This is a genomic window from Streptomyces rishiriensis, assembly GCF_030815485.1.
GTDB classification, from domain to species: domain Bacteria; phylum Actinomycetota; class Actinomycetes; order Streptomycetales; family Streptomycetaceae; genus Streptomyces; species Streptomyces rishiriensis_A.
On sequence record NZ_JAUSWV010000002.1, the window covers coordinates 632,878 to 659,825 of the forward strand.

Annotated in this window: 23 protein-coding genes; 10 read left to right on the forward strand and 13 right to left on the reverse strand. The window is 73.1% G+C overall.

Features of this window, described 5'->3' with window-relative positions; genetic code table 11:
* Positions 1 to 164: 164 nt before the first annotated feature.
* Positions 165 to 896, reverse strand: a complete 732-nt coding sequence (locus QF030_RS05165; protein ID WP_307161454.1) for a flavodoxin family protein — start codon at positions 894 to 896, stop codon at positions 165 to 167.
* A gap of 145 nt (positions 897 to 1,041) precedes the next feature.
* Here QF030_RS05165 and QF030_RS05170 point away from each other — a divergent pair, with 145 nt between their 5' ends.
* A complete protein-coding gene (locus QF030_RS05170; RefSeq protein ID WP_307161455.1) occupies positions 1,042 to 2,043 on the forward strand; it encodes an NAD-dependent epimerase/dehydratase family protein in 1,002 nt (333 codons plus the stop codon).
* Positions 2,044 to 2,081: 38 nt separating this feature from the next.
* On the opposite strand, the gene QF030_RS05175 is transcribed toward QF030_RS05170, so the two are convergent.
* Positions 2,082 to 3,191 carry a sensor histidine kinase gene (locus QF030_RS05175; RefSeq protein WP_307161456.1) on the reverse strand — a complete coding sequence of 370 codons (1,110 nt, stop codon included), beginning with the start codon at positions 3,189 to 3,191 and terminating at the stop codon, positions 2,082 to 2,084.
* A 2-nt stretch (positions 3,192 to 3,193) separates the two neighbouring features.
* Positions 3,194 to 3,925 (reverse strand): response regulator transcription factor, encoded by a 732-nt coding sequence (locus QF030_RS05180; RefSeq protein ID WP_307161457.1) that lies wholly within the window; start codon positions 3,923 to 3,925, stop codon positions 3,194 to 3,196.
* Positions 3,926 to 4,048: 123 nt separating this feature from the next.
* Here QF030_RS05180 and QF030_RS05185 point away from each other — a divergent pair, with 123 nt between their 5' ends.
* Genes QF030_RS05185 through QF030_RS05195 form a run of 3 tightly spaced genes read left to right on the forward strand, consistent with a single transcriptional unit; the run spans position 4,049 to position 6,167 of the window.
* Positions 4,049 to 4,738, forward strand: a complete 690-nt coding sequence (locus QF030_RS05185) for a glycosyltransferase family 2 protein (protein WP_307161458.1) — start codon at positions 4,049 to 4,051, stop codon at positions 4,736 to 4,738.
* Positions 4,735 to 5,352 carry a TIGR04282 family arsenosugar biosynthesis glycosyltransferase gene (locus tag QF030_RS05190; protein ID WP_307161459.1) on the forward strand — a complete coding sequence of 206 codons (618 nt, stop codon included), beginning with the start codon at positions 4,735 to 4,737 and terminating at the stop codon, positions 5,350 to 5,352. Before QF030_RS05185 ends, QF030_RS05190 begins: the two co-directional genes overlap by 4 nt.
* Before the next feature lie 50 nt (positions 5,353 to 5,402).
* The gene (locus QF030_RS05195; RefSeq protein ID WP_307167471.1) at positions 5,403 to 6,167 is read left to right on the forward strand and encodes a class I SAM-dependent methyltransferase; all 765 of its coding nucleotides are present in this window, start codon (positions 5,403 to 5,405) and stop codon (positions 6,165 to 6,167) included.
* Between the two features lie 316 nt (positions 6,168 to 6,483).
* Here the strand turns inward: QF030_RS05195 and QF030_RS05200 are convergent, their stop codons facing one another.
* The gene (locus QF030_RS05200; RefSeq protein WP_307161460.1) at positions 6,484 to 7,761 is read right to left on the reverse strand and encodes a molybdopterin-dependent oxidoreductase; all 1,278 of its coding nucleotides are present in this window, start codon (positions 7,759 to 7,761) and stop codon (positions 6,484 to 6,486) included.
* A 165-nt stretch (positions 7,762 to 7,926) separates the two neighbouring features.
* On the opposite strand from QF030_RS05200, the gene QF030_RS05205 reads away from it, so the two are divergent.
* From QF030_RS05205 to QF030_RS05225, 5 genes are all read left to right on the forward strand, one after another.
* Positions 7,927 to 9,291 (forward strand): hypothetical protein, encoded by a 1,365-nt coding sequence (locus QF030_RS05205; RefSeq protein WP_307167472.1) that lies wholly within the window; start codon positions 7,927 to 7,929, stop codon positions 9,289 to 9,291.
* Positions 9,292 to 9,683: 392 nt separating this feature from the next.
* Positions 9,684 to 10,373 (forward strand): LysE family translocator, encoded by a 690-nt coding sequence (locus QF030_RS05210; protein WP_307161461.1) that lies wholly within the window; start codon positions 9,684 to 9,686, stop codon positions 10,371 to 10,373.
* A gap of 590 nt (positions 10,374 to 10,963) precedes the next feature.
* Positions 10,964 to 11,329, forward strand: a complete 366-nt coding sequence (locus tag QF030_RS05215; protein WP_307161462.1) for an STAS domain-containing protein — start codon at positions 10,964 to 10,966, stop codon at positions 11,327 to 11,329.
* Between the two features lie 176 nt (positions 11,330 to 11,505).
* Complete coding sequence (locus QF030_RS05220; protein ID WP_307161463.1) at positions 11,506 to 12,078, forward strand: AMIN-like domain-containing (lipo)protein; 573 nt, start codon at positions 11,506 to 11,508, stop codon at positions 12,076 to 12,078.
* A 684-nt stretch (positions 12,079 to 12,762) separates the two neighbouring features.
* Positions 12,763 to 13,542: a polysaccharide deacetylase family protein gene (locus QF030_RS05225; RefSeq protein ID WP_307161464.1), complete on the forward strand. Its 780-nt coding sequence runs from the start codon at positions 12,763 to 12,765 to the stop codon at positions 13,540 to 13,542.
* Between the two features lie 8 nt (positions 13,543 to 13,550).
* On the opposite strand, the gene QF030_RS05230 is transcribed toward QF030_RS05225, so the two are convergent.
* The 8 genes from QF030_RS05230 to QF030_RS05265 form a co-directional block, all read right to left on the reverse strand.
* A complete protein-coding gene (locus QF030_RS05230; protein WP_307161465.1) occupies positions 13,551 to 14,591 on the reverse strand; it encodes a YihY/virulence factor BrkB family protein in 1,041 nt (346 codons plus the stop codon).
* A gap of 37 nt (positions 14,592 to 14,628) precedes the next feature.
* Positions 14,629 to 15,753 (reverse strand): abortive phage infection protein, encoded by a 1,125-nt coding sequence (locus QF030_RS05235; RefSeq protein WP_307161466.1) that lies wholly within the window; start codon positions 15,751 to 15,753, stop codon positions 14,629 to 14,631.
* A gap of 159 nt (positions 15,754 to 15,912) precedes the next feature.
* The gene (locus QF030_RS05240; protein WP_307161467.1) at positions 15,913 to 18,945 is read right to left on the reverse strand and encodes a glycosyl hydrolase; all 3,033 of its coding nucleotides are present in this window, start codon (positions 18,943 to 18,945) and stop codon (positions 15,913 to 15,915) included.
* A 356-nt stretch (positions 18,946 to 19,301) separates the two neighbouring features.
* Positions 19,302 to 19,748 carry a hypothetical protein gene (locus QF030_RS05245; protein ID WP_307161468.1) on the reverse strand — a complete coding sequence of 149 codons (447 nt, stop codon included), beginning with the start codon at positions 19,746 to 19,748 and terminating at the stop codon, positions 19,302 to 19,304.
* Positions 19,749 to 19,759: 11 nt separating this feature from the next.
* Complete coding sequence (locus tag QF030_RS05250; protein WP_307161469.1) at positions 19,760 to 20,650, reverse strand: NAD(P)-dependent oxidoreductase; 891 nt, start codon at positions 20,648 to 20,650, stop codon at positions 19,760 to 19,762.
* A gap of 248 nt (positions 20,651 to 20,898) precedes the next feature.
* Positions 20,899 to 22,380 carry an MFS transporter gene (locus QF030_RS05255; RefSeq protein WP_307167473.1) on the reverse strand — a complete coding sequence of 494 codons (1,482 nt, stop codon included), beginning with the start codon at positions 22,378 to 22,380 and terminating at the stop codon, positions 20,899 to 20,901.
* Between the two features lie 388 nt (positions 22,381 to 22,768).
* Complete coding sequence (locus tag QF030_RS05260) at positions 22,769 to 23,740, reverse strand: helix-turn-helix domain-containing protein (RefSeq protein WP_307161470.1); 972 nt, start codon at positions 23,738 to 23,740, stop codon at positions 22,769 to 22,771.
* 49 nt (positions 23,741 to 23,789) lie between these two features.
* Positions 23,790 to 24,437, reverse strand: a complete 648-nt coding sequence (locus QF030_RS05265; RefSeq protein WP_307161471.1) for a hypothetical protein — start codon at positions 24,435 to 24,437, stop codon at positions 23,790 to 23,792.
* 342 nt (positions 24,438 to 24,779) lie between these two features.
* Between QF030_RS05265 and QF030_RS05270 the strand changes: the two genes are divergently transcribed.
* The gene (locus tag QF030_RS05270) at positions 24,780 to 26,105 is read left to right on the forward strand and encodes an alpha/beta fold hydrolase (RefSeq protein ID WP_307161472.1); all 1,326 of its coding nucleotides are present in this window, start codon (positions 24,780 to 24,782) and stop codon (positions 26,103 to 26,105) included.
* A gap of 132 nt (positions 26,106 to 26,237) precedes the next feature.
* Here QF030_RS05270 and QF030_RS05275 read toward each other — a convergent pair whose 3' ends face one another.
* The gene (locus QF030_RS05275) at positions 26,238 to 26,681 is read right to left on the reverse strand and encodes an ATP-binding protein (RefSeq protein ID WP_307161473.1); all 444 of its coding nucleotides are present in this window, start codon (positions 26,679 to 26,681) and stop codon (positions 26,238 to 26,240) included.
* Between the last annotated feature and the right edge of the window lie 267 nt (positions 26,682 to 26,948).

The following is a 26,948-nucleotide window of genomic DNA, read 5'->3' on the forward strand; positions in this document are numbered from 1 at the left end:
GCAATCGCCACCGGGGCTCGCGTCGGCGCCGGGCACCGGAACCCTCCGTGGTACTCCCCCGCTCCCCCGCGCGTCATGATGCGCGACCGGCACAGGCCCGCGCACTGCCGGTCCCGGCAGTGCTGCGCAGGGTCTGGATGCCGGTGAGCCGCTCCCGTCGGACGTCAGCGGTGTTCGGGGTTGAGCGCGTCGGAGCGGCAGCCCGCGTCCCACTCCGCACGCCGGTTGCCGTGCGCGGGGACACCGCCGTTGCGCTTGAGCAGGGCCGCGAGGTGCATCAGGTTCCACGTCATGAAGGCGGTGTTGCGATTGGTGAAGTCGTTCTCCGGCCCGCCCGAGCCGGGATCCAGGTACGAGGGCCCGGGGCCCGCCGGACCGACCCAGCCCGCGTCCGCCTGCGGCGGGATCGTGTAGCCGAGGTGCTGGAGGCTGTAGAGCAGGTTCATCGCGCAGTGCTTCACGCCGTCCTCGTTGCCGGTGATCAGACAGCCGCCGACCCGGCCGTAGAAGGCGTACTGCCCCTGCGGGTTGAGCAGGCTGGAGCAGCTGTAGAGGCGCTCGACGACCTTCTTCGTCACGGAGCTGTTGTCGCCGAGCCAGATCGGTCCGGCCAGTACCAGGATGTCGGCCGCCGTCACCCGCTCGTAGAGTTCCGGCCAGGCGTCGGTGGCGAAGCCGTGTGCGGTCATGTCCGGATAGACGCCGGGGGCGATGTCGTGGTCGACGGCCCGGAACTCGTCGGTGGTCACCCCGTGCGCCTCCATGACCGACCGGCTCTTGTCGACCAGGCCCTGGGTGTGGCTGAGCTGCGGGGACGGTTTGAGGGTGCAGTTGACGAACAGGGCGCTGAGGTCGGGGTAGCGGTACGTCTCGTCGGAGGAGGGCGAGGCTGCCATGACGGTCTCCCTTGCTGAAGGCCAGGGAAGCCTCTCGCGGCGGGTCCGCCTCGTGCCGGTCCGACGCGCGTTCCGCGTCTTACGGAGTGATGACGTGCCGGGCGGGTCAGGCGGTCCGGCCCGGCCGCGGCCCTAGCGTGGCCGTATGCGTGTACTGGTCACCGGCGGCGCCGGCTTCATCGGGTCCCATGTCGTCGACGCCCTGCGGGAGCGCGGGCACGAACCGCTCGTGTACGACGTCCGGCAGGACCCCGGCGCCGACGTGCGCGACAGCGTGGCGGTCGCCCGTGCCCTCACCGGCGTCGACGCCGTCTGTCACCAGGCCGCGATGGTCGGACTCGGCGACGGCGTCAGCGACGCGGCGGAGTACGTCTCGCGCAACGACCTCGGGACGGCCGTCCTGCTCGCCGCCATGGCGGGGGCCGGCGTGCGGCGGCTCGTGCTCGCCGGGTCGATGGTCGTGTACGGGGAGGGGCGTTACACATGCCGGGAGCACGGGGTGGTGCGGCCGGGGCCACGCGCCGTCGCCGACCTGGACGCAGGGCGGTTCGAGCCGCCGTGCCCGGCGTGCGGCAGGGCTCTCGGCCCCGGGCTCGTCGCCGAGGACGCTCCCGCCGACCCCCGCAACGTGTACGCCACGACCAAGCTCGCCCAGGAGCACCTGGCCGCCGCCTGGGCCAGGTCGACGGGCGGAACGGCGGTGTCGCTGCGCTACCACAACGTCTACGGGCCCCGGATGCCCCGGGACACCCCGTACGCCGGCGTCGCCTCGTTCTTCCGCTCCGCGCTGGCCCGGGGAGAGGCGCCGCGCGTCTTCGAGGACGGGCGGCAGCGGCGGGACTTCGTGCACGTACGCGACGTGGCCGCCGCCAACGTGGCCGCGCTGGACGCCGGCTCCGCGCAGGGCACGCTGACCGCGTACAACACCGGCAGCGGCGAGCCGCACACGGTGGGCGAGATGGCGCAGGCCCTGGCCGCCGCGTACGGCGGGCCCCGGCCGGTCGTCACCGGCGAGTACCGGCTGGGCGACGTCCGCCACATCACGGCGGACTCCGCCCGGCTCCGGGCCGAGCTGGGCTGGAAGCCCCGGGTCGGTTTCCTTGAGGGGATGCGGGAGTTCGCACGGGCCGGGCTGCGCGGGGAATGAGCGGGAAGTGACCGGCCGGCGCGGAAGCCGGCCGGCCCTCAGGGGGCCGCCGGCAGGGTCACCTCGAAGCGGCAGCCGCCCGGGATGTTGCGTACGGTGGTCCATCCCTGGTGGGCCTCCACAATCCCCCGCACGATGGCGAGGCCGAGTCCCGCGCCGGCCGGGGGCGTCCGGGCGTGCGTGCCGCGCCACCCGGTGTCGAAGACGCGCGGCAGATCCTCCTCGGGGATGCCGCCGCAGCCGTCGGTGACGGAGACGACGACCCCGGCGGGCGAGCGTTCGGCGGCCACGGCCACTGTGCCGTCGGCGGGCGTGCGCCGGATGGCGTTGACGAGCAGATTGCCCAGCACCCGGCTCATCTCCTTGCCGTCCACCTCGACCGGGAGGGGTTCGACACGGCCGCCGACGAGTCGTACGCCGTGTTCGCGGGCGAGCGGGTCGGCGCCGGCGAGGGCGTCGCCGACCAGGTCGTACACGGACATGCGGGAGGTGGAGAGCGCGAGCGCTCCGGCGTGTATCCGGGAGAGCTCGAACAGGTCGCCCACCATGTCGTTGAGCCGCTCCACCTCGGTGCGGATCTGGCGCAGATAGCGGGCGGGGTCGGCCGCGACGCCGTCCTCCAGCGCCTCCGACATCGCGCGCAGTCCGGCCAGCGGGGTGCGCAGGTCGTGCGAGATCCAGGCGACGAGTTCACGCCTGGACGCCTCGAGCGCGCGTTCGCGGTCCCGGGACTCGGCGAGCTTCCCGCTGGTCGCCGCCAGCTCACGGCTCAGCGCGTCGAGTTCGGCGGTGGTCGGGCCGACGGGCGCGGTGAAGGCGCCGCCGTCACCGAAGGAACGGGCGGCGCGGGTGAGTTCGCGGCTGCGGGCGACCACCCAGCGGCCGAGGACCAGGGCCGTGGCCAGCGAGACCACCGCGGCCATCGCCACGACCGTCGTCACCACGCTCAGGTCGTGCCCGGACAGGAACATCGCCTGCGCCACGGCCAGCGTGCCCGCCAGCATCGCGGTCACGGCGACGGCGGCCACCACAGTCAGCGACGCGGTCAGCGAGCGGCGGCGCAGCAGCCACAGCGCGGCCGCGCCGAGCAGTCCGGCGAGCAGGGCGCCGAGAAAGGCGAACAGGGCGATGAGCAGCGTGTCGCGCACGGTCACTCCCCCGCTCGGTCAGGGCCGGGTTCGAAGCGGTAGCCCACGCCCCACACCGTCCGGATCAGGTGCGGCCGGGCCGGGTCGTCCTCGACCTTGCCGCGCAGCCGGCGCACATGGACGGTCACGGTGGACAGATCGCCGAACTCCCAGCCCCACACCTCGTGCATCAGGTCCTCCCGGCCGAACGCCCGCCCGGGATGCCGCAGGAAGAACGCGAGCAGGTCGAACTCGCGGAGGGTGAGGGCCAGTTCGGCGCCGTCCTTGGTCGCGCGGCGGGCGCCGGGGTCGAGCGTCAGGCCGGCCGCGCTCAGCACCCGGGCGCTGGTGGCGGGCCGGCTGCGGCGCAGCACCGACTCCACCCGCAGTACGAGTTCGCGGGGACTGAAGGGTTTGGTGACATAGTCGTCGGCGCCGACCTCGAGGCCGAGGATGCGGTCGTCCTCGTCGCCCCGCGCGGTCAGCATGATGACCGGCACGGGCCCCTGGCCGCGCATCCGGCGGCACACCTCGAGACCGTCCATGCCGGGCAGCATCAGATCCAGCACCACCAGGTCGGGCCAGTGCGCGGCGGCCCGGGTCAGCGCGGTGGGGCCGTCGTCGGCCCGGTCGACGACATAGCCCGCCCGGTCCAGGTATCCGGCGACGACCTCCGAGACCGTCGGGTCGTCGTCCACGACGAGGACCCGGGCCGATGCCGGTGGAGGGGGCGGGGACTCGTGCGGCTGCTGCATGCGCCCAGCCTCGCACCGCGCCCGGCTCCGCGCGGCGTCCACGGGCGCCCGGGCGGCTCGACGTCCGCGTTTCGTAAGGAGCCAAGGCCCGTTTTGCCCGATTCGCGTTCGTAGGGTGAGACCGTGACCACGGAAGCAGAAGTAGATGTCGTGCTCCCCTGTCTGAACGAGGCCGGGGCGCTCCCCTGGGTACTCGCCCGAATTCCGCAGGGCTGGCGGGCCCTCGTCGTCGACAACGGCTCCACCGACGGCTCGGCGGAGATCGCCCGCGCGCTCGGCGCGAGAGTCGTCCACGAGCCCCGCCGGGGCTTCGGCGCCGCCTGCCACGCCGGACTGACCGCGGCCACCGCCGACGTCGTCTGCTTCTGCGACTGCGACGCCTCCCTCGACCCGGCGCTGCTCGTGCCGTTCGTCCACGAGGTCCGCGCCGGCATGGCCGACCTGGTGCTCGGCCGCAGGCGACCCAGCGGCCGGGGCGCGTGGCCCGCGCACGCCAGGGCCGGCAATCTCGCGCTCGCCCGGCTGACACGCCGCCGCACCGGGCTGCGCCTGCACGACCTCGGCCCGCTGCGGGCCGCGCGCCGCGAGCCGCTGCTCGCCCTCGGTCTCACCGACCGGCGCAGCGGCTATCCGCTGGAGATGGTGGTGCGCGCGGCCGACGCGGGCTGGCGCGTCACCGAGCACGACGTGCCCTACCTGCCCCGCACGGGCGCTTCGAAGGTGACGGGCACCTGGCGTGGCACCTGGCAGGCGGTCCGGGACATGAGCCGCGTCCTCGACAGTGTTCCGGCGCGCGAAGGGCTCGCACGGTGACCACACTGCTCGTCATCGCCAAGGAACCGCTGCCGGGGCGGGTGAAGACGCGGCTCACCCCGCCGTTCACCCCGTACGAGGCGGCCGCGCTGGCGGAGGCGGCCCTGTCCGACACCCTGCGGGCCGTGGCCGCCACGCCCGCCTCCCGCCGCGTCCTGGTACTGGACGGCGCCCCCGGGCCCTGGCTGCCGCCCGGCTTCGAGGTCGTACCGCAGTGCGCGGGCGGACTCGACGAGCGGCTGGCGGCCGCCTTCGCCCGGTGCGACGGCCCGGCCCTCCTCATCGGGATGGACACTCCGCAGGTGACGCCGGATCTGCTGACCGTCGACTTCGACGGCTGCGACGCGTACTTCGGACCGGCGCGGGACGGCGGCTTCTGGGCCCTCGGGCTCGCCGACCCCGATCCCGGTCTGCTGCGGGGCGTGCCCATGTCGACGCCCTCGACGGGGGCCGTGCAGCGGGCGCGGCTCGTCGGCGCGGGGCTGCGGGTGCGCGACCTGCCGTGTCTGCGGGACGTGGACACCGCCCCGGACGCGGTGGCCGTCGCCGCGCTGGCTCCGCGCAGCCGCTTCGCCGCCCGTCTCGCCGGGTGCACGGCGGCGGTGAGCCGGTGAGCACCGCGTACGGCCTCACCGGGGCCGGCCCCGCCGACGGCCGTGCGGCGGTGGGCGCGAAGGTCGCGGGCGTCGCCGGCGACTGGGCCGCCGCCGACCCGTACAGCGCCGCCCTGCGCACCGGCCGGGGCCCGCTGTTCCTGCGCCGTGCCGACGGCTGGCTGCTGCCGCTGGAGGTGGAGCGGTGGTGCGCCCGCGCCGACCCCGCCGACCTGGCGATCCTGGACCGGTGCGAGGGAGCCGTGCTGGACGTGGGATGCGGCCCCGGCCGACTGGTGGCCGAACTCGCCGCCCGGGGCCGCACCGTGCTGGGCGTCGACGTCAGCGAGGCCGCCGTCGCCCACACCCTGGAACTGGGCGGACAGGCGCTGCGGCGGTCCGTCTTCGACCCGTTGCCGGGCGAGGGGCGCTGGGCGACCGTGCTGCTCATCGACGGCAATGTCGGCATCGGCGGTGACCCGCTCGCCCTGTTGCGCCGGGCGGCCGCCCTGCTCGTCCCGGGCGGCCTGCTGATCGCCGAGACCGCGCCGGTGGACGTGGACGAACGGGCCGAGGTCGAGGTCGTCGGCCTGCCCGAGGCGCGCGGCACCGGCCGGGCGTTCCGCTGGGCCCGGCTCGGCACCCCGGCCCTGCTGCGGTACGCGGGCCACGACGGCTGGCGGACTGCCGGTCAGTGGGCGGCGGGCGGCCGCTGCTTCGTCGCCCTGCGCAGCCGCAGCGCCAGCAGCAGCGCCGAAGCCCCGAAGAGCACCGCGGTGATCAGCAGCCAGTGGGCGAGGAACCCGTCCGCCGAACGGCCGGTGGCCGACCGGTAACGGAGCTCCACCATCCCGCTGATCAGCGGGAACCACACGAGCAGCAGCAGCCCGGAGAGTGCGGCCGGTACCCGGACGTACATCGCCCACCGCCGGTGACCGCTCGCCCCGAGCCCCCGTACGACAGCCCGGTCGGCCACGGCGTACAGGGGCAGCAGCACCAGGTCGTGCAGCAGCGCCGCCCCCACCCACCACAGCGCGACGCCGAACCAGTCGTCGGCGAGGAGACGTACGCCCGCGTAGGCGGCGAGCGCGAACGAGCAGGCGAGCAGAAGGATCTGGAAGGGACTGCCGGTCAACGGCCGTCGCAGTGGCCTCATCGCGTCTCTCCGAACGTCATCCGGGCCACCCACTTGGTGTTGAGCACGCCGGGCGCGGCGGGCACGATGACGCGCGCCGGGTAGCCGTGATCGGGGGTCAGGGGCTCGCCGTTGACGTACAGGGCGAGCAGGGACCGCGGGTCGGCGACCTGGTTGGCGCGCAGGGCGGCGTGGCGGAAGGCGCCGCGCTGCTGGAGGGACTCGACGAACACGTCCGGCGGGTCGTCCTCGTAGCCGACGAGCGCGGCCAGGTCCCGCAGCCGCACGCCCCGCCACCACTGGTCCGAGGTCGACCAGCCCTCGACGCAGGCGATGGGCAACGCCGAACTGTGCAGCGGGAGTTCAGCGAGTCGGGAGCGGCTGAGGCGGACGGTTCCGGTGGGTCCCGTGACGACGAGGCGCCAGGCGTCCTGGTCCGTCCGGGCCGCGGTGATCCCGGCGTAGGCGGCCGTCTTGTTGATCTGGAAGCCGTTCGGGCCGCTGCCCGGGTCGGCTCCGCCGTGCGGAGCGAGCAGGGCCGTGCGGCGCAGCCCGTCGAAGCTCTGGCCGGCCGTCGTGGCGAACAGCAGCAACGAGCCGCCCCCGACGAACCACAGCGCGCCGCGCCGGGAGACGGTCGCGGGATCCGGGCGCGGGGAGACCAGTTCCTGCGCGGACGCGGGCGCCGGCGCGGACCGGGGCGTCGGGCCCGGCTCGCCCTCCTCGCGCAGCCGACGCAGATTGCGGACGGCCGCCGGAACCTTCAGTACGGCGTGGGCGACGAACGCGGCGAAGAAGACCCACGCGCCGTAGAAGTGCAGGGGGTAGAAGGAGCCGGGGAAGACGTAGTCGAGCTGGACGTTGAGGACGCCGGTCGTGAACTCGAACAGCGCACCGCCGACCAGCAGCAGCAGGGAGATCCGTTCGAGCGCGTGGGCGAGCGAGCGGGCCGGCGGCAGCGTGAACAGCTTCGGCACGACCGACCACAGCTTGGCCAGCAGGACGGGGATCAGGGTGACGCCGAGGGTGACGTGGACACCCTGGTTCAGCCGGTACAGCCAGTGCGGATCGGTCGGCCAGGAGAACAGGTAGAAGCCGAGGATCCCCTTGTCCGGCGTCTTGTCGTTCACCGGCGAGAGGTCCGGGTTGTAGGCGGCGTACGAGACCAGGCCCGTCACGAACAGCAGCGTGATGCCGACGAGCAGCACCAGGCCGAGCACCGAGGTGAACCAGGGGCCGCGCAGCGGACTGCGCCAGAAGCCCGGAGAGGTGGGGAGCCGTGAGTCGTCTCGCATGATCCGACCGTAGGCCGCGGCGCCCCCGGAACCGGCCGCGCAACCCATGACGAAACGCTGACGTCCCGGCCGGGACGCGGCTCGCGGGCCCGCCGCCCGGCCTAGCGTGCCGGTGTGAACAGCACCCTGCGCCCCGCCGAGCCACGCGCCCGGCGCTCCGGCCGCATCAGTCGTGACCTCCGCCATGACCTGTACGCGGTGGGGGCCGCCGTCCTGCTCGTGACGGCGGCCGTGCTGGTCGGCCACCACATCGAGCACACCCGTCACACACTGCGGGTCGACTGGCCTCCGGTCCTCGGCAGTTGGGGACCGCATGGAGGGCCGGGGACGCCGGTGGCCGTCGTGGTGGCGGTCGCGACCGTGGGGTACGGTCCCGCCCTGGCCGCCCGGCTGCCCTGGCGCGCGCTGCTCGCGGCGGCCTGGGGTACCGCCACGGCCTGGATCCTCTCGCTCGCCCTGATCGACGGCTGGCAGCGGGGCGTTGCCGGCCGGCTCACCTCCCGCCATGAGTATCTCCAGGTCATCGGCCGTTTCCACGATGTCCCGGCGACACTGCGCGACTTCACCCACCACATCCTTCTGGAATCCCCCGACAACTGGCCCGCGCATGTCGCCGGTCATCCCCCGGCGGCCACCCTGACCTTCGTCCTGCTCGACCGGATCGGGCTGCGCGGCGGGGGCTGGGCCGGGACCTGGTGCGTCGTCGTCGGCGCGACGGCCTGTGTGGCGGTGCTGGTGGCGGTGCGGGCGCTGGCCGACGAGGGGCTCGCACGGCGTGCGGCGCCCTTCCTGGTGCTGGCGCCGGCCGCGGTGTGGATGGGCACGTCCGCCGACGCGTACTTCGCCGCGGTCGCCGCGTGGGCCGTGGCGCTGCTCGCCCTGGCGGTCACGGGACGGCGGGTCCGGAGCGGGGCGCTGGGCTCGGGCCTGCTCTTCGGCCTGGCCTGCTACCTCTCCTACGGCCTCACCCTCCTCTGCGTCATCGGCGCGGCGGTGCTGCTGCTCGGCCGCGAGCGTGTCCGGGAGCGGCCCGAGCTGCTCGTCCTGGTGGCCGCCGGGGCGGCCGTGGTGCCGACGGCGTTCACTCTCGCCGGATTCGACTGGTGGGAGGCGTACCGGCTGCTGGTCACGCGCTACCACCAGGGAGCGGGCGGTGTCCGCCCCTACGGGTACTGGGTGTGGGCCAACCTGGCCTGCACGGTGCTGATGACGGGCCTGGCGACGGCGGCGGGCCTGCGGCGGACCGGCGCGACGCTCCTGGGGCACCGGGCGAAGAGGCTCGCCGGACCGGACGGCCCGTACCGCTCCGGCGCGGACGCCCGCCTCGCCCTCCTCGTGGCCGCCGCCCTGCTCGCCCTGCTCGTCGCGGACCTGTCCGGCATGAGCAAGGCCGAGACGGAACGCATCTGGCTCCCCTTCGCCCTGTGGCTCCTCCCGGCCTGCGCGTCCCTCACCCGCCCACGCGCCTGGCTCGCCGCCCAGGCCGTCCTGGCCCTGCTGCTCAACCACCTGTTGCTGACGGGCTGGTGACGGCGCGGGCCGGGACGGTCCGAACCGCAGGCGGCGGAGACCGCGCGGGCCGAGGCCGGGGTCGACCGGGGCCCCTCCGGCGCCTGGCCGCGGGCGCACCGAATCGTCCCGCTCCTCCGGACCGGCCGGAATCGCCCGCGACATCGTCCGCCTGTCCCGGTCCGTCAGCGGGTACCGGATGCCCATGGCTCTCACCGGATCTCGGCCGTCCGGGCGCGGCCCGCAGGGTGTGACGCCCCGTATCCGGCGGTCCGCTCCCGGAAAGGGTGTCGTCCGGCGGTGGGCAGGCAGCAGACGGGCCCTCGTGGCCTGCCGGACCGGGGCACCCGGCCTCTTGGACGAGCGATCCTCGCGCCGCGACCCGGCCGCGGGGCCTACGAAAGGGAGAACGGATGTCGGTCGATCTCGTCGGCTTCCTCGGCGTAGTGCTGGTGGCGTATGTGGTCCCCGGCCCGGACTTCCTCGTGGTGGTGAGATCGGCCACCGAGCATCCCGCCAAAGGGCGGGCCGCGGCGCTGGGCGCCCAGACCGGACTGTGCGTGCACATGCTGGCCGCCGCGGTCGGACTGTCGCTGATCGCCGCCCGCTCCCCGGCGGTCTACGACGCCGTCAAGCTGCTGGGCGCGGCCTACCTCGTCCATCTGGGAGTCCGTGCCGTGCTGGGCGCGCGGCGGGCCGCCCGTGAGCGGACCGCCACACGGAAGGCGGCCGGGCAGGACGTGGCCGTCGACCCGGAGGAGGGCACCGGTCCGCACGAGCCGGAGAAGGACGATCCGGCCCGCGGCCGGTGGCGGTCCGGCTTCACCCAGGGCCTTCTCACCAATGTGCTCAACCCCAAGGCGGCGCTGTTCTTCCTCAGCGTCATTCCGCAGTTCGCGGACGGCGGCGGCTCGGCATCGCGGCAGATCTTCTTCCTCGGCACCCTGGACATCGTCATCGGTGTCGCCTACTGGTTCGTTCTGGTGGCCGTAGCCGCGCGGCTGCGGGCGTTCCTCGCCCGCCCTGAGATCCGCCACCGCTGGGAACTGACGACCGGCTGGTTGTTCATCGCCCTCGGCGTCGGCGTCGCCTCGGCAGCCTGAAAGGGCTGCTGCGGTGACGTCTCGAGGCCGCCGCGCGGACAGTCGTCGTCGAGACGGCTGTGCAACACCGGAAGTCGTCTGCTGTCGCCTGTGCCCTTTGTGTGGAGAGCGCAGTGGGGCCCTGGCACCGTACGGTGCCAGGGCCCCAGGGAACTGCTTCACCATCTGCCGGCCCTGCTACGGCGCCGGCCTTCTTTGCGGCCCCCTGATCTGCGGGCCACCCGGTCCGGCCGTCAGTCCCGTCGCCGTCCTGCAACCGCTCTGGCTTCGGAACTCCACCGCCGCACCGTCCTGCGCACTGCAACTGCACTGTCGCTCCCCGGCAGTTCGTGTCTGCCGGGCCTTCGGTCTCTCTGGGCTACGAGAGAAACCATAACCACATCACCGGCCAATGTCTACTTCAGTCACAATAGATTTTCGTGCACGGGGTAGTGAGGTATTGTCTCGGGCGGCGGACGGAGGGCAGCACCCGACGAAGTCGTCGGCCGACAGGGGAAGGCTGGGCGCGCCGGCCGGAGACCGTCGGAGCACCGGGATGGATCGTCCGCGCCCGGCCCGACCGGGCAAGCAGAGGCTGAGTCGAGGAGACGGTGACCGACATCCAGAAGGAAGACCGGCCGGACCGGCTTTCCGTGCATCCCGCGGTGGTCGACGGCGTGCTCGTCGTGACCGTGCGCGGCGAGATCGACCACGACGGCAGGGACGTCCTCAGCCAGGCGCTGACATCCCCCGACGGCGCGGCACCGCCTCGGATCGTGGCGGACCTCAGCAGCGTGACCTTCATGGACTCCAGCGGCATCAACGTCCTCGTCACCGCCCACCGACAGGTGAGCGCCGCCCAGGGGTGGTTGCGCATCGCCGGCGCCCGGAAGCCCGTCGAGCGGGTGCTGCACGTGGTGGGGCTCGACGCCCTCATCGACTGCCACCCCACCGTCGAACAGGCGCTGAACAGCTGACGGCCCCACCCGGGCCGGTCCGTCCGCGAGCCGACCGCCCGCCCCGCCCCGGCGGGGCGCTCTCCCGTCCACGACCGCGAGTCACATCGCGCCGGATCGATACGGAAAACAGCGCAACCTTCGGGGCAATCGGGCTGTCTCCTTTCATGTCCGACACTCAACCTTCGGGGGACATCATGGTGCGAAGCAGAACCGTCTGGGCCACCGCCGCCCTCCTGACCGCCACCCTCGGCGTGGCCGCGGTCCCGGCGACCGCCTCCCCGGCCACCGCCACCCGGGCCGCGGTCGCCTGTCCCACCGGCTGGGGCAGCCTGGCCAAGACGTACTCCGCCGGTACGTCGACGCCGCTGACGAACGTCAGAACCGGACGCCACGACTGCTACGACCGGTTCGTCGTCGACGTCCCGGGCGCGGGCGCCGCAGAACTCGGCTTCTCGGTCGCGTACGTCGACCGGCTCTACCAGGACGGCTCGGGCCGCGCCATCGCCGTCGGCGGCGGCGCCATCCTGGAGGTGCGGGTCAACGCGCCCTCCTACGACCCCGAGACCGGCGCCTCGACCTATCCCGGACGGGTGGCGCAGCCGCTGCCGGGCGTGAACCTCGCCGGGTACAGCACCTTCCGGGACACCCGGTTCGCCGGGAGCTTCGAGGGGGTGACGCAGTTCGGGCTCGGCGTACGCGCGCGCCTGCCGTTCCGGGTGCAGCATCTGGCCGACCACCTCGTGGTGGACGTCGCGCACGCCTGGTGACGCCTGCCGCACGAACAGGCCCCGGCGCCCGGCTCCCCGGAGCCGCCGCCGGGCGCCGCGGGTAGGCACGTCGCGAGCGTGCGCCACCCTCGGCCTCCGGGACATCCCGGCCGCGAACGCGCAGGCCCACGGTCGCCGTTCGCCATGCGACCCGGCCCGCAACCGGGTGGGATGCGGAGCCCGCCTTGTCATGCCCCTTACATTTACAGCCGTGGTTCTCCCGCTGCTGCTCCCGGCACGGACCGCGCCGGTCTCCGCCCGTCTCGGCCAGGGGCGCCACCGCCTCGGCGTCGGCCGCCGGGTCCGCCGTCCCGGCGACGGAGGATTGGCGGCCGCCTCTTGTCCACCACCGGGGCCGCCACATCGTCGACGCGCGGGGGCGCCGCTTGCGGCTCAGGTCCGCCGGACGGGACGGCTCCCAGGGCTCGTGGCGTACGCCGTGGGCATCGCCGTCGGGCCGGGACCGTGCACACCGCTACCGCAACGGGCGGCGCGTGGCCCTCGCGTTGACGGTCGCCGGACCACCCTGCGGCGCGGGCGCGGCCCCCCTCGCGTCCCGGAACCTCCGCGAAATTGTCCGTGGTCGGTAACAGGCGGATCCTGTCGTGCCTTTTCCCCGTCCTGACATCTGCACGGGATCCACCGAGGGGCGGGATCCTCCGACACGACACGGACAGGGCAGACATGGCGCGGCATGGCGGGCGGGGATGGTACGGCCGGGTTATCGCGGCTGCGGTGGGTGTGACGGCGATGGCCGCCGTCACCTCGGTGTGGACCGCGCAGGCCGGCCCGGTGGACGGAGGCAAGGCGGGAGCGGGCGCCTCTGCGAGCCCCTCCGCCGCGGGCTCCCTGCCGGCCCGGGTGTCGGTGGACATCGCCCACGCGTCGGACCACGGTGCCCGAGGCGTCAACATCACCATCGACGACGGTCCGGACCCCGACTGGACGCCGCAGGTCCTGCAGGTGCTGCGGGAGAACGGTGTGAAGGCGACCTTCTGCATGGTGGGCTCGCAGGCCCAGGCCCACCCCGACCTGGTCAAGGCCGTGGTGGCGGACGGACACCGGCTGTGCGACCACACGGTGTCGCACGACACCACCATGGACACCAAGCCGGACTCCTACCAGTCGCAGCAGATCCTGGACGCCGAACGGATGATCACCGAGGCCTCCGGGGGCGTCCGCCCGGTGTACTACCGGGCTCCGGGTGGCGCCTTCACTCCCTACAGCCGCGATCTCGCCGCGTCCCGCGGGATGCGGCCGCTGGGCTGGAACGTCGACACCAAGGACTTCGAGCGGCCGGGCACCGCCGCCATCGTCGCCACCGTCGAGAACGAGGTGTCCAACGGCCCGACGATCCTCTTCCACGACGCGGGCGGGGACCGCTCACAGACCGTGGCGGCCCTGCGCGAGGTCCTGCCGTGGCTGCGGCAGCAGGGGTACTCCTTCGGTTTCCCGGTGATCTGAACGCGAGCTCACTCCACGCCGCGCCGGTCGTCCTCGCTCCAGGCCCGGGTGTCCCGGGGCTGGACGTAGGGCTCCTCGTCCTCGGGCAGTCCGCCGGCCACGGCCCGCTGCCGGGCCAGCTCGGCGTCGAACTCCAGGCCGAGCAGGATCGCGATGTTGCTGATCCACAGCCACACCAGGAAGACGATCACCGCGGCCAGCGTCCCGTAGGTCTTGTTGTACGAGCCGAAGCTGGCCACGTAGAAGGCGAAGCCGGCGGAGGCGACCAGCCAGATCACCAGGGCCACCACGCTCCCGGGCGTGATCCACCGCAGTCCGCGGCCCCGGACGTTCGGCGTCGCCCAGTACAGCAGAGCGATCATGATCGTGACCAGAACCACCAGCACGGGCCACTTCGCGATGGACCACACGGTCAGCGCCGTGTCGCCGATGCCCAGCGCGGCGCCGGCCTGCCGGGCCAGACCTCCGGTGAACACCACGATCAGCGCGCTGGCGACCGCGAGCACCAGAAGCACCACCGTCACCCCCACGCGCAGCGGCAGCACCTTCCACACCGGCCGCCCCTCGGGCATGTCGTACACCGCGTTGGCGCTGCGGATGAAGGCGGCCGTGTAGCCGGAGGCCGACCACACCGCCAGCACGAGACCGACGACCGCCATGACCGAGCCGACGCCGCCTCGGCCCTGAAGTTGCTGCACCGCGTCACTGATGATGTCCCGGGCCGAACCCGGCGCCACCTTGCGGAGGTTGTCGAGGACCTCGTCGGTCGCCGACTGCCCCGCCACACCCAGGAGCGACACCAGCACCAGCAGAGCCGGGAACAGCGACAGCACCCCGTAGTACGTCAGTGCCGCGGCCCGGTCCGTGAGTTCGTCGTCCTGGAACTCCCGCAGTACGCCTTTGACCACGGCCGACCAGGAGTGCTTCGGCAACTGCCCCGGCCCGTCCGGCGCCCGCCGTTCCACCAGTTCGTCCGGCCCCGCCGTCCGCTCCCGACCGGTCGTCCCGGGCTCGGCGTCGTCATGGTCGGATGTCGATGTGCGTGCCATGACGACGGAGTAACCGCGACCGGCCGTTCCATGCCTCTCAACGCGGCGCGGCGCGGGGGCCGTAGTGGCGGGCCAGGGCGTGGAAGGCCTGTTTCGGTTCCCAGTGCCAGCCGGCTTCCGGGTGACCGGGGCGGTTCCGGACGGTTCTGGTGACGGCGTAGGACGCCATGTCCAGGTCGTAGCGGGGGTCGTCGGCGCGGTGCGGGGCGTCCGGGGTGACGAACTCGAAGGCCATCGCCGCGTACAGTCCCATCGCCTCGAAGACGCCGAGGAGTGTGGTGAGGTGCTCCGCCTGGGTGCGTTCGCTGCGGACCAGGTGGCCCTTGATCTCCTCCGGGTCCTTGTCGTGGTCGACGACGTCCCAGCCCATGCCGCCGGCGTCCGGGGCGCCCGCATAGGCGCAGGCGCCGAACTCGGTGATGGCCAGCGGCTTCCCCCGGCGGGTGTGGCGGCGCAGTTCCCTCACATGGTCGGCGGGTCGCGGGAAGGAGGAGTAGTAGTCGATGCCGACGATGTCGAACAGCGACCAGTCGACCTGGTCGTCCTGTGCGGCGGCGTAGGACAGCCGGCCGTCGAAGACCGAGCGGCCGGTGCTTGCGGCACGGGCCGTGAAGGCGTCCAGACGGCGTTGCATGACGACGGGGTCGTAGGTCCCGTTCATGAGGTTGCGTACGCGTTCCAGCACCGTCCCGCCCGGCACGATGCCGGGCACGAAGAGCCAGAACTCGCAGCCCACGCTGAGGTCCACGCTCGCGCCCTGTCGGCGCAGGCGCTGCGCGACCCGGCCGGTCTCCGCGAGGTGTTCGAGGATGTCCCGCGCCGGGACGTCTCCCAGCGTGGGCTGAAGCCATACGTGCAGGCCGCGTTCGGCCGCCTCGGTCGCGGTCGCCGCGAGACGTTCCACGCCGTCGCCGGTGACGTCGACCGTGTCGGCGTGCAGGTCCTGGCGGATGGCGCGCAGGTCCGCGCGCATCCGCTCGGCCGTCCACCCCGTGGCGGGGGTCTCGCCCTCCCCCACCGTGTAGACGACGCCCCGACGCCGCAGTCCGCGCTCTCGTTCCGTGGCGTGTGCCCGGCCCGCAGGTGCGAGCACGGCCGCCGCGCCGGCCGCCGCCGTCCCGGCCAGGAACCCGGCCCGGCTGATCCCCTTGGTTCGCTCCATGTCCTTACGGTGGTGGACGCGCGCGGGGGACGCAGTCGGCCGATGGTCCGGAACGTCGCGACGAAGGTCGGTGAGGGGGCCGGGCCGGCCGTCGTATCGGCGACCCGGACGCGTCCGAAAGGCGTCGCCGGGGTGTGCCGGGTTCCGGCCCCCCTCTCCTCAGCCGACCGTGGCCTGCCCGTACGGCACGAGTCGTACCGGGCCCACGAGACCGAAGTCCTGTCGGGCGACGGCTCCGAAGACCGCGGGCTGGGCGACCCGCAGCCGGTTGACGAGCGGGACGGCCACCTCCACCTCGATCACGTTACGGCCGCGCCGGAGCAGGGGGCCGACGTCGACGACCGGGTGGAGACGGTCGACGACCGGGGCGCCGGTGCCGTTGACGGTGACCCGGGCTGTGTCGGAGACCTGGCCGAGTTCCAGGTGGGCGCCGTGCGCGGAGGTCCACCCGGACGGCAGGTCGATCGTCGTCCGGTAGCGTCCGATACCCGCCGAGTCCGCCAGTTCCGGGATCGCCGACCAGGGCAGCAGCGTGTCGAGGGTCAGCGTGCGGTGGACGTGGTCGGTACGGGTGGGGGCGGAACCGGGGTACCAGTCGTCGACGTCCAGCTGCCAGCGGCCCGCGGTGATCGGGGCGGGTACGGACGGGATGGCCGTGGTGACCGTGCGGCCCGAGGACAGCCGTGTCGTGCGGGTGCCCGCCTCGGTCGAACGGATCGTCAGCGAACCCCTGTCGAAGAGGGCTTCGGAGGCGTCCGTGTCGACGACGTGCGGCCTGGCCCCGTTCCGGTCGCCGAAGAGTCCCGGACGCCCCAGGGCGACGATCATCACCTGGCCGGGCTGGAGGGCGACCCGCACGGTGACGTCGCCGTCGTCCTCGGTGTACCGGGCGATCCGCGTGGCCTCGCCCGTCCAGGGGTCGAGCAGGTAGGGGATCGTCGTCCCGCCGCGTGTCCGGCGCGTGTGGCGCAGGGTCACCTGGTGGTCGATCGCGGCCACGGGCGGTTTGACCGTCTCGGCGTGCTTGCCGTTGCAGAGGTAGTAGAAGTCGGCGTCCCGGGTGACGCGGTGTGCGTTGAGGAGCGTGGAGGCTGTGGCGTGGCGTACGTCGGGGACGACACCGAGTCCGGTGAGTGCGTCGCCCACGGCGGCCTTGTCGGTGACCCGGGTGACGTTGGGCAGAGCGAGCAGCCGGGTCAGGAGGTCCCGCAGCCGGTCGTTCTCGCCGTCGTCGGGGACGCCGGGGGTGAGCGGCTGGTCGAAGGCGCCCAGCAGGACGATCGGCAACCCCGCCCCGGCCAGTGTCAGCAGGCGGCGGGCATCGGCCGTGGCGAGGGTGGGGGTGGAGGAGTAGAAGAAGTCGCCCTCGACGAACAGGGCCTTGTAGGCCGGTCCGTCCGGGGCGAGCCGGCCGCCCGAGACGGTGGCGTTCGGCAGGTCGAGCAGCGGACCGCTGAGGAACTGGTGGGTCCAGCCGAGCGGTACACCGGTCGCGGTGAACCAGGACGCGCCGATGCCGGTGGCGGCGTAGCCGGTCTGCCGGAAGACGGCGACGTCGGCGCGGGCGGTACCGGACTGGAGTACGCCGTGCACCCGGCCGAGGTAGGCGGCGATGTCCGCCACGTGATGCCAGCTGGGCTGCCGGGGCCCCCACGACTCGCCGTATCCGGGGCCGCCGTTGTAGGGGCTGAAGGCCGCGAAGCCGGGCCAGCTCGCGCCGGGCACGGTGGCGTAGGAGAACCCGTGGACGACGGTCTGGTTGACGCCCGCCGCATAGGCGCCGCCCATGGTGCGCAGGAATCGGTCCCAGGTGGTGCTGTAGGCAGAGCCGTTGTAGGCGCCCGACTCGCAGGACAGCACCGTGTGACCCGCCATGTCCCGGCCGCCCGCGAGACAGCGGAAGTCGTCGAGGTTCTTGAAGCCGAGGGATTCGCCCTCGGGGATGTCGAGGATCGCCGCGGACTCGATGGCGTCGGTCTGGAGTCCGTAGGGCTGGGCGCGCAGGGTCATGCCGAGGGAGTGGGCCCAGTCCCGCAGCGCGCGCACGTGGTGCCGGTTGAACAGTTCCGAGAAGGTCTCCCAGAAGTCGTGTCTGATCTGCCGGGTCAGTTGTGCCTCGAACGCGAACACCTGGTTGCTGTTGCTCAGGACGAGGGCGGGCAGGTGGGGCAGCAGGGGCCGGCCGGTGTGCTTCGCGAAGGCGTCCGGCAACGACGGAGTCCAGACCAGGCCGTCCGTCTCCAGTTCCACGGAGTCCTCGAAGAAGGCGCCGCCCGCCGCCTTCAGCAGGCTCCGCAGGCCGGGGGTCAGCAGGTCCTGCTCCCAGTAGCGGGTGACGGCCGCGGTGCCCGCCGGGTCGAGGTGGTCGACGACGTAGGCGGCGGGCGCGGAGTGCGGTCCGGACTCGGGCTGCTGACCGCTGCCGCGCGTCCAGTACGAGATCAGCGTCCACTCCCCGGCGTCGGGGGCCGTCCAGGTCAGGGTGCCGTCCTCGGCGACGGTGGAGGTGAGGTCGCGGACGCTGGCGAGGTCGAGTCCGGTCTCCTTGCGGGTGGAGTACGCGGGTTCGACGCGGGCAGCCTGTACGGCGAACAGCCGCTGCCGGGTCACACCGGCGGCGGGCGCGTGCACGGGCGGCGGCACCGGTCCCTGGAAGGTGGCTCCGGCGCTCAACGAGGCCCGGCCGTGGACGAGTTCCTTGGCGGCCGCTTCGTCGTCCGGGGTGACGCCGGGGACCGCGACGGGCCAGCTCGGGCCCAGGGTGAGGTCGATGGTGAGGCCCCGTCTCGCGGCCCGGCGCAGCGCGGCCTCGACACCGTCGCGCCAGGGCCGGCTGCCCCACCCGTGGTGCGCGGTGTCCAGTACCGACTTGTCCTTGACGCTGTGATGGACGGCGGCGATCTCCGCGCCGCCGAATCCCGCGTCCGCGATCTGGTCGACCTCGCGGGCGATCTCGTCGGGGTTCACCAGGCCGTCCGGCCACCACCAGCGGAACTTGGGCCGCACCGAACGGGCGGGAGCGGCGAACCAGTCGGCTGCCGGTCCGGTCGCCCCGCTGACGGACGGCGCCGCCGCGGCGGCTGTCCCGGATCCCAGGGCGGCCACGATCCCGGCCGCGATGCCCGCCGTCGCCCCGGCGGCGAGCACCGCTCGCCGTGACATTCCGTCGCCCTGCCCGACCGGTACCGGCATGAGTGCTCCCAGATGATCGTTCGCGTTTTGAATCGTTTCAATCACACGTGACGCGGGAACGCTAAGCCTGGGCTCGGAGCAAGGTCAAGATGTCGGACGGATCAAGTAGCGCCGGAGACCACGGGCATGGGACCGGCTCGGCCGATGCCGGACGGCCCCGTCGCCGCGCTCGCCCCGCCGACGCGGGGAGGAGACAGCGCGCGCCGCCTGCGTGCGCGGGAGCGGAGGCGCGGTGGACGACGGGACGGCGCTCGCCGCTCCGAAGACGTTCCCGGAAGCGAAGATCGAGCCGGACACGACCCGGCCCCCGACGGGTTCCCGCCGGGGGCCGATCTCCTGACCGCGACCGGAAAGGGTCAGATCCGACCGCCGGTGAGCCGGGTGAGCGGGCCCTGCGGCCCACGGCCGGAACGACGCCCCACGGCGTACGACGTGGCGGTCAGCACGGACAGGCCGGCGCCGACACCGGCGGCGATCAGCTTCCGGTGTGCGATGACCGTCCAGGCCGTCTTGGCGGTCGCGGCGACCTGGCCCGACGTCGCGACGATGGCCTGACGGCCCGCCTCGACACCTCGCGACGCACTCTGCGCCGCGCTCTGCACGGCACCGGTCGTCACCTCGGCCGAGCGCTGGACTCCGGCCTTGGTGGCCGATGCGGCGTCGTCCGTCTTCGTCGCGGCGCTCTTCGCGGCGCGGGCCGCCGGAGCGGTCGCCTTGTCAGCGGTGCGCCGGGCCTTGGACGCGGTCACCCGCTCGGCTGCGGACTGTTCATTCGTCTTCCTGTTCGGTTCACTCATGGACATCGCGTTGCCGCTCACCGCGACGGCAAACCCGTCCCGTCGCCCGAGGTGGACGACGGGGTCCCCTGGACGAGATCGGCGATCAACTGCTCCCCGGTCACGGCCGGATCGTCCTTGTGCGCTTCCCACCGGGCGAACGTCTCCGCGGCCGCCTCGGCGAAGCCGGACGGTGCGCCGACCGCCCGGCAGGCCCGGGCGATCTCGCGCATCTCCGGCTCCCAGCGCCACGCCCGCGGCCCGGCGCCGGCCAGGTGTTCCGTCCCGGCCAGCGGGGTCTCCGGCAGCAGACTTCGCGCCAGGTCGAGCAGGTCGTCCAGCACGCCGTGCCCGTCGGCCAGCGCGCAGGCCTGGGCCGCGAGGGCATACGAGATCTTGTTGTACGCGGCGAAGGCCAGCTTGAGCGCCGACGCCCGGCCGATGGGCCCCGCCAGGGTGACCGGGGTGAGCGCCGTGCCGTCGAACAGGGCGAAGACCTGGGCCACGGCCGTGTCGTCGCCCGAGAGATAGAGCCGGGTCCGCCCCGCCTCGCGCGGGGGCGGTCCCGTGATCCCCCCGTCCACCACGGTCACCGCGCCGCCCTCGAACACACCGCTGATGTCGGCCATCCGCTCGGGACTCACCGCGTTCGCGTCCACGTAGACGCCGTGAAAACCCGCCGCCGCCACCTGACCGGCGACGTCGAGCGCGGCGGCGGGAGGACAGACGCTCAGCACGATCTCGCAGGTCGCGGCCAGTTCCCGGATGTTCGCGGCGGATAGAAGCCCGTACTCGGCGGCCCGCTCCCTACTCGCCGCCGACCGCCCTTGCGGCAGCCACCGGACCACGGCTCCCGCCGCCACCGCCTGCGCCGCCACGCGTGCACCCATGGCTCCCGGATGCAGAATTCCCACGTCTCGATGCCCCATGTCCGGACCCTAACCGGACGGCTGTCCTGCGAGCCACGGCCCCCTCGTCCTCGTCACGGCCCCGGACGACGACGTCCGGATCCGTCTGGAGGCCGACCGCTTCCCTCTCGCCATGAGAGCCGCGCGAGCCATGAAAGTCACCGGCGCCGCGGAAGCACCATGGGGCCGAGCATGCCGACCCGGTGACGTCGTGCGGGAGCCGTCGCCAAGACCCCGCAGTCGCACCGCTGCTGACGGCGGGTCGCGGCTCAGCCGCCGCCGGAGGCCGTGTCGCCCTTGAGGCGTTCCAGGTCGGAGGGCCGGACCTGGATCACCACGATCGCGATCAGAGCGGCCAGGATCGTGAAGATCGCCGCCATCACGAAGGAGGCCGAGACGCCGGCGGTGAGCACCTCGTCGGCCCAGGGGTCGGGGAGTTGCCCGGTCTGCCGGAAGCGCAGACGTTCGGCGGGGGTCGCCTGGGCCAGGAAGGCCGGGACCTGGTTCTCCGCCTCGTTGCGGCTGGCCGTGCCGTACATCGTGACCAGGATGGACAGGCCGAGCGAACCTCCCACCTGCTGGGTGGCGTTGAGCAGCCCGGAGGCCGCGCCGGTCTCCAGCGGGGACACGTGGGAGAGCGCCATCAGCGTGAGGGACACGAACTCCATGCCCATGCCCAGGCTGAAGACGAGCATCGGGCCGAGGACGCTGCCCGCGTACGTGGAGTCGACGTCGGTGAAGGTGAGCCAGGACAGGCCGCCGGCCGCGAGGAGCGCGCCCACCACCATGAAGGGCTTGGGGCCGTACGTGGGCAGGAACCGCGAGGCGAGGCCGGCGCCGACCGCGATGACCGCGCTGACCGGCAGGAAGGCGAACCCGGCCGCGAGCGGGCTGAAGCCGAGCACGTTCTGCACGAACAGGGTGAGGAAGAAGAACATGCCGAAGATCGCGGCTGCCAGGCACAGCATGATGCCGTACGTGCCCGCCCTGTTGCGGTCGGCGAACATGTGCAGCGGTGTGATCGGCTGCCGCGATCGCCGTTCGACCAGGATGAACACCGCGAGGACGACGACGGCCGCGACGAACGAGGCCACCGTGAGCGTGTCCCGCCATCCTTCCTGCGCCGCTCTGATGAACCCGTACACCAGCAGCACCATGCCCACGGTCGAGGTCAACGCGCCGGCGATGTCGAAGTGGCCGGGGTGGCGTTCGGACTCCTTGATGAAGCGGGGCGTGGCGAGGGCGATGAGCAGTCCGATGGGGACGTTGACGAACAGCACCCAGCGCCAGTTCAGGTACTCGACGAGGATGCCGCCCGCGAGCAGGCCGATGGCGCCGCCGCCCGCCGAGACCGCGGCGAAGACCCCGAACGCCCGGTTGCGCTCGGGCCCTTCCGGGAACGTCGTGCTGACCAGGGAGAGGGCGGTCGGGGACGCGATGGCGCCGCCGACGCCCTGGAGGGCGCGCGCGGCGAGGAGTTGGGCCTCGTTCTGGGCGAGTCCGCCGAGCAGGGAGGCCAGGACGAACAGCAGCACCCCGAAGATGAACACCCGCCGTCTGCCGAGGATGTCGCCGACCCGGCCGCCGAGCAGCAACAGGCCGCCGAAGGTGAGGGTGTAGGCGTTGACCACCCACGCCAGGCTGGTGGTGGAGAAGTCCAGGGAGCGCTGGATGTCCGGCAGCGCGATGTTCACGATGGTGATGTCCAGGACCACCATCAGCTGACACGACGCGATGACCAGCAGGGCCATCAGGTTGCCCCCACCGTCCTGTCGGGTGGTGGTCCGGGGCGCTGAGGTCGGCTGCGGAAGGCTGCTCATGGCGTGTCGCCCGCTCGGAAGCGGGCCCTGGGGAGAGTTCGGCGGACGGAGGCGTCCGCCGTCGGGTCCACCGTTAGACCGTACGCCCGTGGCCCGGCCGTCACCACTCGATCATCCGTGGGCCGTCCGTGAGCGGTGTGCGCGGCCGGACGTGTCCGTGCCGTGCCAGGACTCCCCCGTCGTCCTGGCACGGCCCCGGGTGTCGCGGCGGTGCGCCGCGGTGGTCACCAGGATGCGGGAGGGGCGGGTGGTGTGTCGTTGGCGCAGGGTCCACACCTGCTTGGCGGAGCGTCCACCGGCGCTGCCGGCGACGGACGTCCTACGCCTCGGTCAGCGCCTGTTCGCGCAGTTCGCTGGGCGGGAGGCCGTAGGCGGTGCGGAACGCCCGGGTGAACTCGGCGGCCCGGGGGTATCCCCAGCGGGCGGCGACAGCGCGGATGGGCAGATCGCGCAGTCGGGGGTCGACGAGGTCACGGCGGGCGTTCTCCAGCCGCTGGTCGCGGATGTAGGAGGCCACGGTGAGACCTTCGGCCTGGAAGAGCCGGTAGAGGTAGCTGCGGGAGACGTGGTGTGCGGCGGCGATCGCGGCGGGGGTCAGGTCCGGGTCGTCCAGGTGCCGGTGGATGAAGGTCTTGACGTGCAGCGTGAGGGTGCGCTCGCGCGTCTCCGGCGGGAGCCGGAGGTCGGCGTCCACGGTGTGCGCGAAGAGGGCCGTGACCAGGTCCGCGACGACCGTGCCCAGCCGGGGCGCGTCGGAGGGCTGGTACGAGGAGGTGTCCGCGACCAGTTGGCGGAGAAACTGCGAGAGCAGCGCGCCGATCCCCTCCCGGCCGGACAGGAGGCTGCCGAGCACCTGGTCCGCCCGGCGCCCGGGTACGGCCACCAGGGCACGCGGCACCTCGACGCCGAGGACGGTGACGGGCTCGGAGCCGGTGAAGACCTCCCACGACCGCGAGGAGGAGTTGATGTGGAAGTCGTTCATCCGGTAGGCGGCCTGCTGTCTGCCCCAGTCGGCCGCGCCCTCCCCCTTCAGCAGGAGGGAGAGGTGGTACGTCTCCGGGTCGGACTGGCGGATGAGTTGCGGCGTGCGACGGAAGACCAGGTGGTCGAAGGTGGCCGGCCACAGCACGACGTCGCCCAGCGCGATCACGCGTTGGCTGCCCCGGTAGTCCGCGACGCGGTCGCTGCTGAGCCGCATGGGCGCGTGGGTCCGGCCCATGCGCTCCGCCCACGCCTCGAACCGGTCGTTCACCGGCAGGTCCGTGGTGCGGAAGACCGACTCGTGCAACACGAGCCCAGTCAACCACACCGGCTTCACGGGCCTGTTGGCAGCGCTCGGGTCAGGCCAGGTGGGCGGTGTCCACGGTGACGGAGTCGGCGCCGGACGCGGTGACGGTGATGTAGCCGGGGTCGCCGTTGCGGTCGAGGTAGCACATCGCGTACCCGACGGAGACGGCCGTCCTCCGTTCCGGGTTCTCGGTGACGGCCTTCCGGCAGCCCTCCGCCGTGGGCGGCTCGGACGAGCCCCAGGAGGCCAGTCTGCCGCTGGTGGACATCAGGAAGCCGCCCTGGACGTAGAGGGCGTCCGTGCCGGCGTCCGCGACCACGGGCGGCGTGGAGGTGAAGTCGTAGCCGGTGGGCGCTTTCTCGTTGTCCGACAGTTCCATGACGAAGCCGCGCACCAGCGCGGTCGAGGGCGAGGACGTCGAGTCGGGCAGGGCGCCCGCGACCACCGCGCCTCCTCCCCCGACGACCGCCACGGCGGTGAGTCCGGCGATCAGCGGATGGCCGTACGCCAGGCTGAGCAGCGGCCCGATCACCGGGATCGAGAACTTCAACTGGGTGTTCTTCTGCGTGATCCTGGCGCTGCCGCTCGCGGTCGCCGTCTGCGTCGAGGAGTGGTGGGTGCCGGGCTGGGGCGGCACGAAGGCGTCGTCGCGGGAGTCGTGGTCGCCGAGGTGCGCGCCGCGCGTGCGGTCGGTGTTCATGGCTCGGGACGCTAGCGACAGGCAACCCCGGGGTCTTGTTTTGTCGGACATTGCCGCCAAGGGGCCGATTCCAGGCGTTCGATGTGCCGCATCTGATCGACTCGGCGAAGGCTTCGGACTTGCTACCGGGCGGTCATATTACTGAACCGTAACCTGCCGACCGCTACCCGAGGTAACCCCGGCCTCGCTACGGTCCTGACAGTTCGTCTAAGAGCGGTGCGGGACAACGGTGGACGACCGGGATCCCGTACCGCTCGGTCGTCACGGTCCGCACCCCACCGGGCCGTCCGCCACCCGAGCCGCAGACGAAGGCTCGGCCTCCCCCCTCCCCGGAGGTCCGCCATGCCCGCCCCCACCCGCCTGCTGGCCGCAGCCGTCACCGCTGCCGCCTGCCTCGGCGTCACCGCCGTACCCGCCGACGCGACCCCGCAGTCGGACGCCGTGGTCTCGCGCGGCGTCACCATCCCCACGTTCTACAACCCGCCAGCCGCCCTTCCGGCGGCCGACGGTGCCCTGATCCGCTCCGAACCGCTCCCGCTGGCGTTGAGCCTGCCGGGCGTCGACGGACCGCTGCCCGGTACGGCGACCCGCCTGATGTACAAGTCCACGGACTCCGCCGGCCGTCCCATGGCGGTCACCGGCGCGTACATCGAACCGGCGGCCCGATGGACGGGCAGCGGACCACGGCCGCTGGTCGTCGTGGCCCCCGGCACGATGGGCCAGGGCGACCAGTGCGCCGCCTCCCTCGGCCTCGAACACCCCCTCCTCGTCAACGGCCAGACGCTGTCCGTCGGTTACGAGGACCTGGCCATCTACCGTCTCCTCGCCCGGGGCATCGCCGTCGTGGTCACGGACTACACCGGACTGGGCGCGACCGACCGGCTGCACACCTACGTCAACCGGGTCGACGAGGCCCACGCCGTCCTGGACGCCGTCCGCGCCGCCCGTTCCCTCGACGGCACGTCGCTGACGGCCGGTTCACGGGTGGCGCTGTTCGGCTACAGCCAGGGCGGCGGTGCCACGGCCGCCGCCGCCGAACTCCAGCCGTCGTACGCCCCCGACGTCACCCTCGCCGGGACCTACACCGGCGCGCCGCCCGCCGACCTGGTCGCCGTCACCAAGGCCATCGACGGCGGCGACCTGGCCGGCGCGCTGGGCTGGTCGGTGAACGGGTTCCTGGAGTCCGATCCCGCTCTGGTACCGATCGCCGAAGCGCACCTGAACGCGGCCGGCCGCGCCGCGCTCAAGGACCTGTCGACGATGTGCGTGGGCGACGCCCTGCTCTCGTACAACTCGGCCGACAGCACCGCCTGGACCACGGACGGGCGCTCACTCAGCGACATCGTCCAGTCCGAGCCCGCCCTGAAGGCGTTCCTGGCCGACCAGCGCATCGGCGCCCTCGAGCCGGCGTCCCCGGTGCGGGTGGCGACCGGCACCGCCGACGACCTGGTACCGCACGCCCAGGCGCGGGCCCTCGCCGTCGCGTGGTGCGCCAAGGGCGCCGACGTCACCTACAAGCCGGTGGTCCTGCCCGGTCTCGGCCGTTCCCTGATCAACCACTTCGCACCGCTGCTCGTCGACCAGGGCGACGCGATCTCGTGGCTGACCGACCGGCTCAACGGCAGGCCCGTCACGTCCAACTGCGCCACTCTTCCTCTCCAGCCCTGACACGAGTCAGCCGGTGGCGGCCGGTGCGCGCACCCGCGACGTACCGGCCGCCGCCGGGTCACGGGCACGAGCAGGATGCTTCCCCGTCGATCGGAGCGTGTCCGCGCCAGTCGCCCGTGTCCGTCGTCCGCGTCAGTCGGAGAGGCCGAGGCGGGCGACGACCCGTTTGCCGACCGGCTCCCGTGCGACGTCGAATTCCTCGGTCACCGCCCTCACGATCTCCAGACCGTGCTGTCCCACCCGCGTCGGGTCCGGCGGCCGTGGCTCCGGCAGCACCGGATCGCTGTCCCAGACGACGATCTCCACCGCGGCCCCGGCGATACGCAGCTGGAGCAGGACCGGTCCGGGCGCGTATCTGAGCGCGTTCGTGACCAGCTCGCTCACCACGAGCTGGGACAGATCCAGGGCCCGGGCCGACACGACCAGGCCGTGCCGTCCCTGCACGCGACGGAGGAACTCGCCCGTGAGCCGACGCGCCCGGGCGATGGAACCGTCCTTGCCGTCCAGCGCCACCGTGGTCTCGGCAGGGTCTCCGTCAGGGACGGAAGCACCCTGGTCGGGCGGGACAGGTTCCATCCGGACCGCCTTCACTACCCCGTTCATATCGGCCCGACTACCCCCGAACCCACCTCCTACGCCCCAGCCGCACCACACACCGGGCCGTCGTGCCCCGATCGGCGGCCATGTCATCCGCGGGCCGCCCGGCCTGCCGGCCGCTCCGTGCACCGCTCGGGCCGGGCCCGGCGGCCGGCCCGCCGCCGGCTGGGCCGATACCGCAAGGGCTACCGAGCCCAGCCGCCGATCGGCCGCTGGACCACGGCGTTCCCGCGCCGGAAGCGGCGG

Bases quoted from the DNA above. Each gene is read 5' to 3' on its own strand.
- QF030_RS05275 (WP_307161473.1), bottom strand. From the start codon at position 26,681: ATGGAACCTGTCCCGCCCGACCAGGGTGCTTCCGTCCCTGACGGAGAC.
- QF030_RS05240 (WP_307161467.1), bottom strand. From the start codon at position 18,945: ATGCCGGTACCGGTCGGGCAGGGCGACGGAATGTCACGGCGAGCGGTG.
- QF030_RS05245 (WP_307161468.1), bottom strand. From the start codon at position 19,748: ATGTCCATGAGTGAACCGAACAGGAAGACGAATGAACAGTCCGCAGCC.
- QF030_RS05255 (WP_307167473.1), bottom strand. From the start codon at position 22,380: ATGGCCCTGCTGGTCATCGCGTCGTGTCAGCTGATGGTGGTCCTGGAC.
- QF030_RS05250 (WP_307161469.1), bottom strand. From the start codon at position 20,650: ATGGGGCATCGAGACGTGGGAATTCTGCATCCGGGAGCCATGGGTGCA.
- QF030_RS05220 (WP_307161463.1), top strand. From the start codon at position 11,506: ATGGTGCGAAGCAGAACCGTCTGGGCCACCGCCGCCCTCCTGACCGCC.
- QF030_RS05170 (WP_307161455.1), top strand. From the start codon at position 1,042: ATGCGTGTACTGGTCACCGGCGGCGCCGGCTTCATCGGGTCCCATGTC.
- QF030_RS05225 (WP_307161464.1), top strand. From the start codon at position 12,763: ATGGCGCGGCATGGCGGGCGGGGATGGTACGGCCGGGTTATCGCGGCT.
- QF030_RS05210 (WP_307161461.1), top strand. From the start codon at position 9,684: ATGTCGGTCGATCTCGTCGGCTTCCTCGGCGTAGTGCTGGTGGCGTAT.
- QF030_RS05165 (WP_307161454.1), bottom strand. From the start codon at position 896: ATGGCAGCCTCGCCCTCCTCCGACGAGACGTACCGCTACCCCGACCTC.
- QF030_RS05265 (WP_307161471.1), bottom strand. From the start codon at position 24,437: ATGAACACCGACCGCACGCGCGGCGCGCACCTCGGCGACCACGACTCC.
- QF030_RS05200 (WP_307161460.1), bottom strand. From the start codon at position 7,761: ATGCGAGACGACTCACGGCTCCCCACCTCTCCGGGCTTCTGGCGCAGT.
- QF030_RS05235 (WP_307161466.1), bottom strand. From the start codon at position 15,753: ATGGAGCGAACCAAGGGGATCAGCCGGGCCGGGTTCCTGGCCGGGACG.
- QF030_RS05270 (WP_307161472.1), top strand. From the start codon at position 24,780: ATGCCCGCCCCCACCCGCCTGCTGGCCGCAGCCGTCACCGCTGCCGCC.
- QF030_RS05180 (WP_307161457.1), bottom strand. From the start codon at position 3,925: ATGCAGCAGCCGCACGAGTCCCCGCCCCCTCCACCGGCATCGGCCCGG.
- QF030_RS05230 (WP_307161465.1), bottom strand. From the start codon at position 14,591: ATGGCACGCACATCGACATCCGACCATGACGACGCCGAGCCCGGGACG.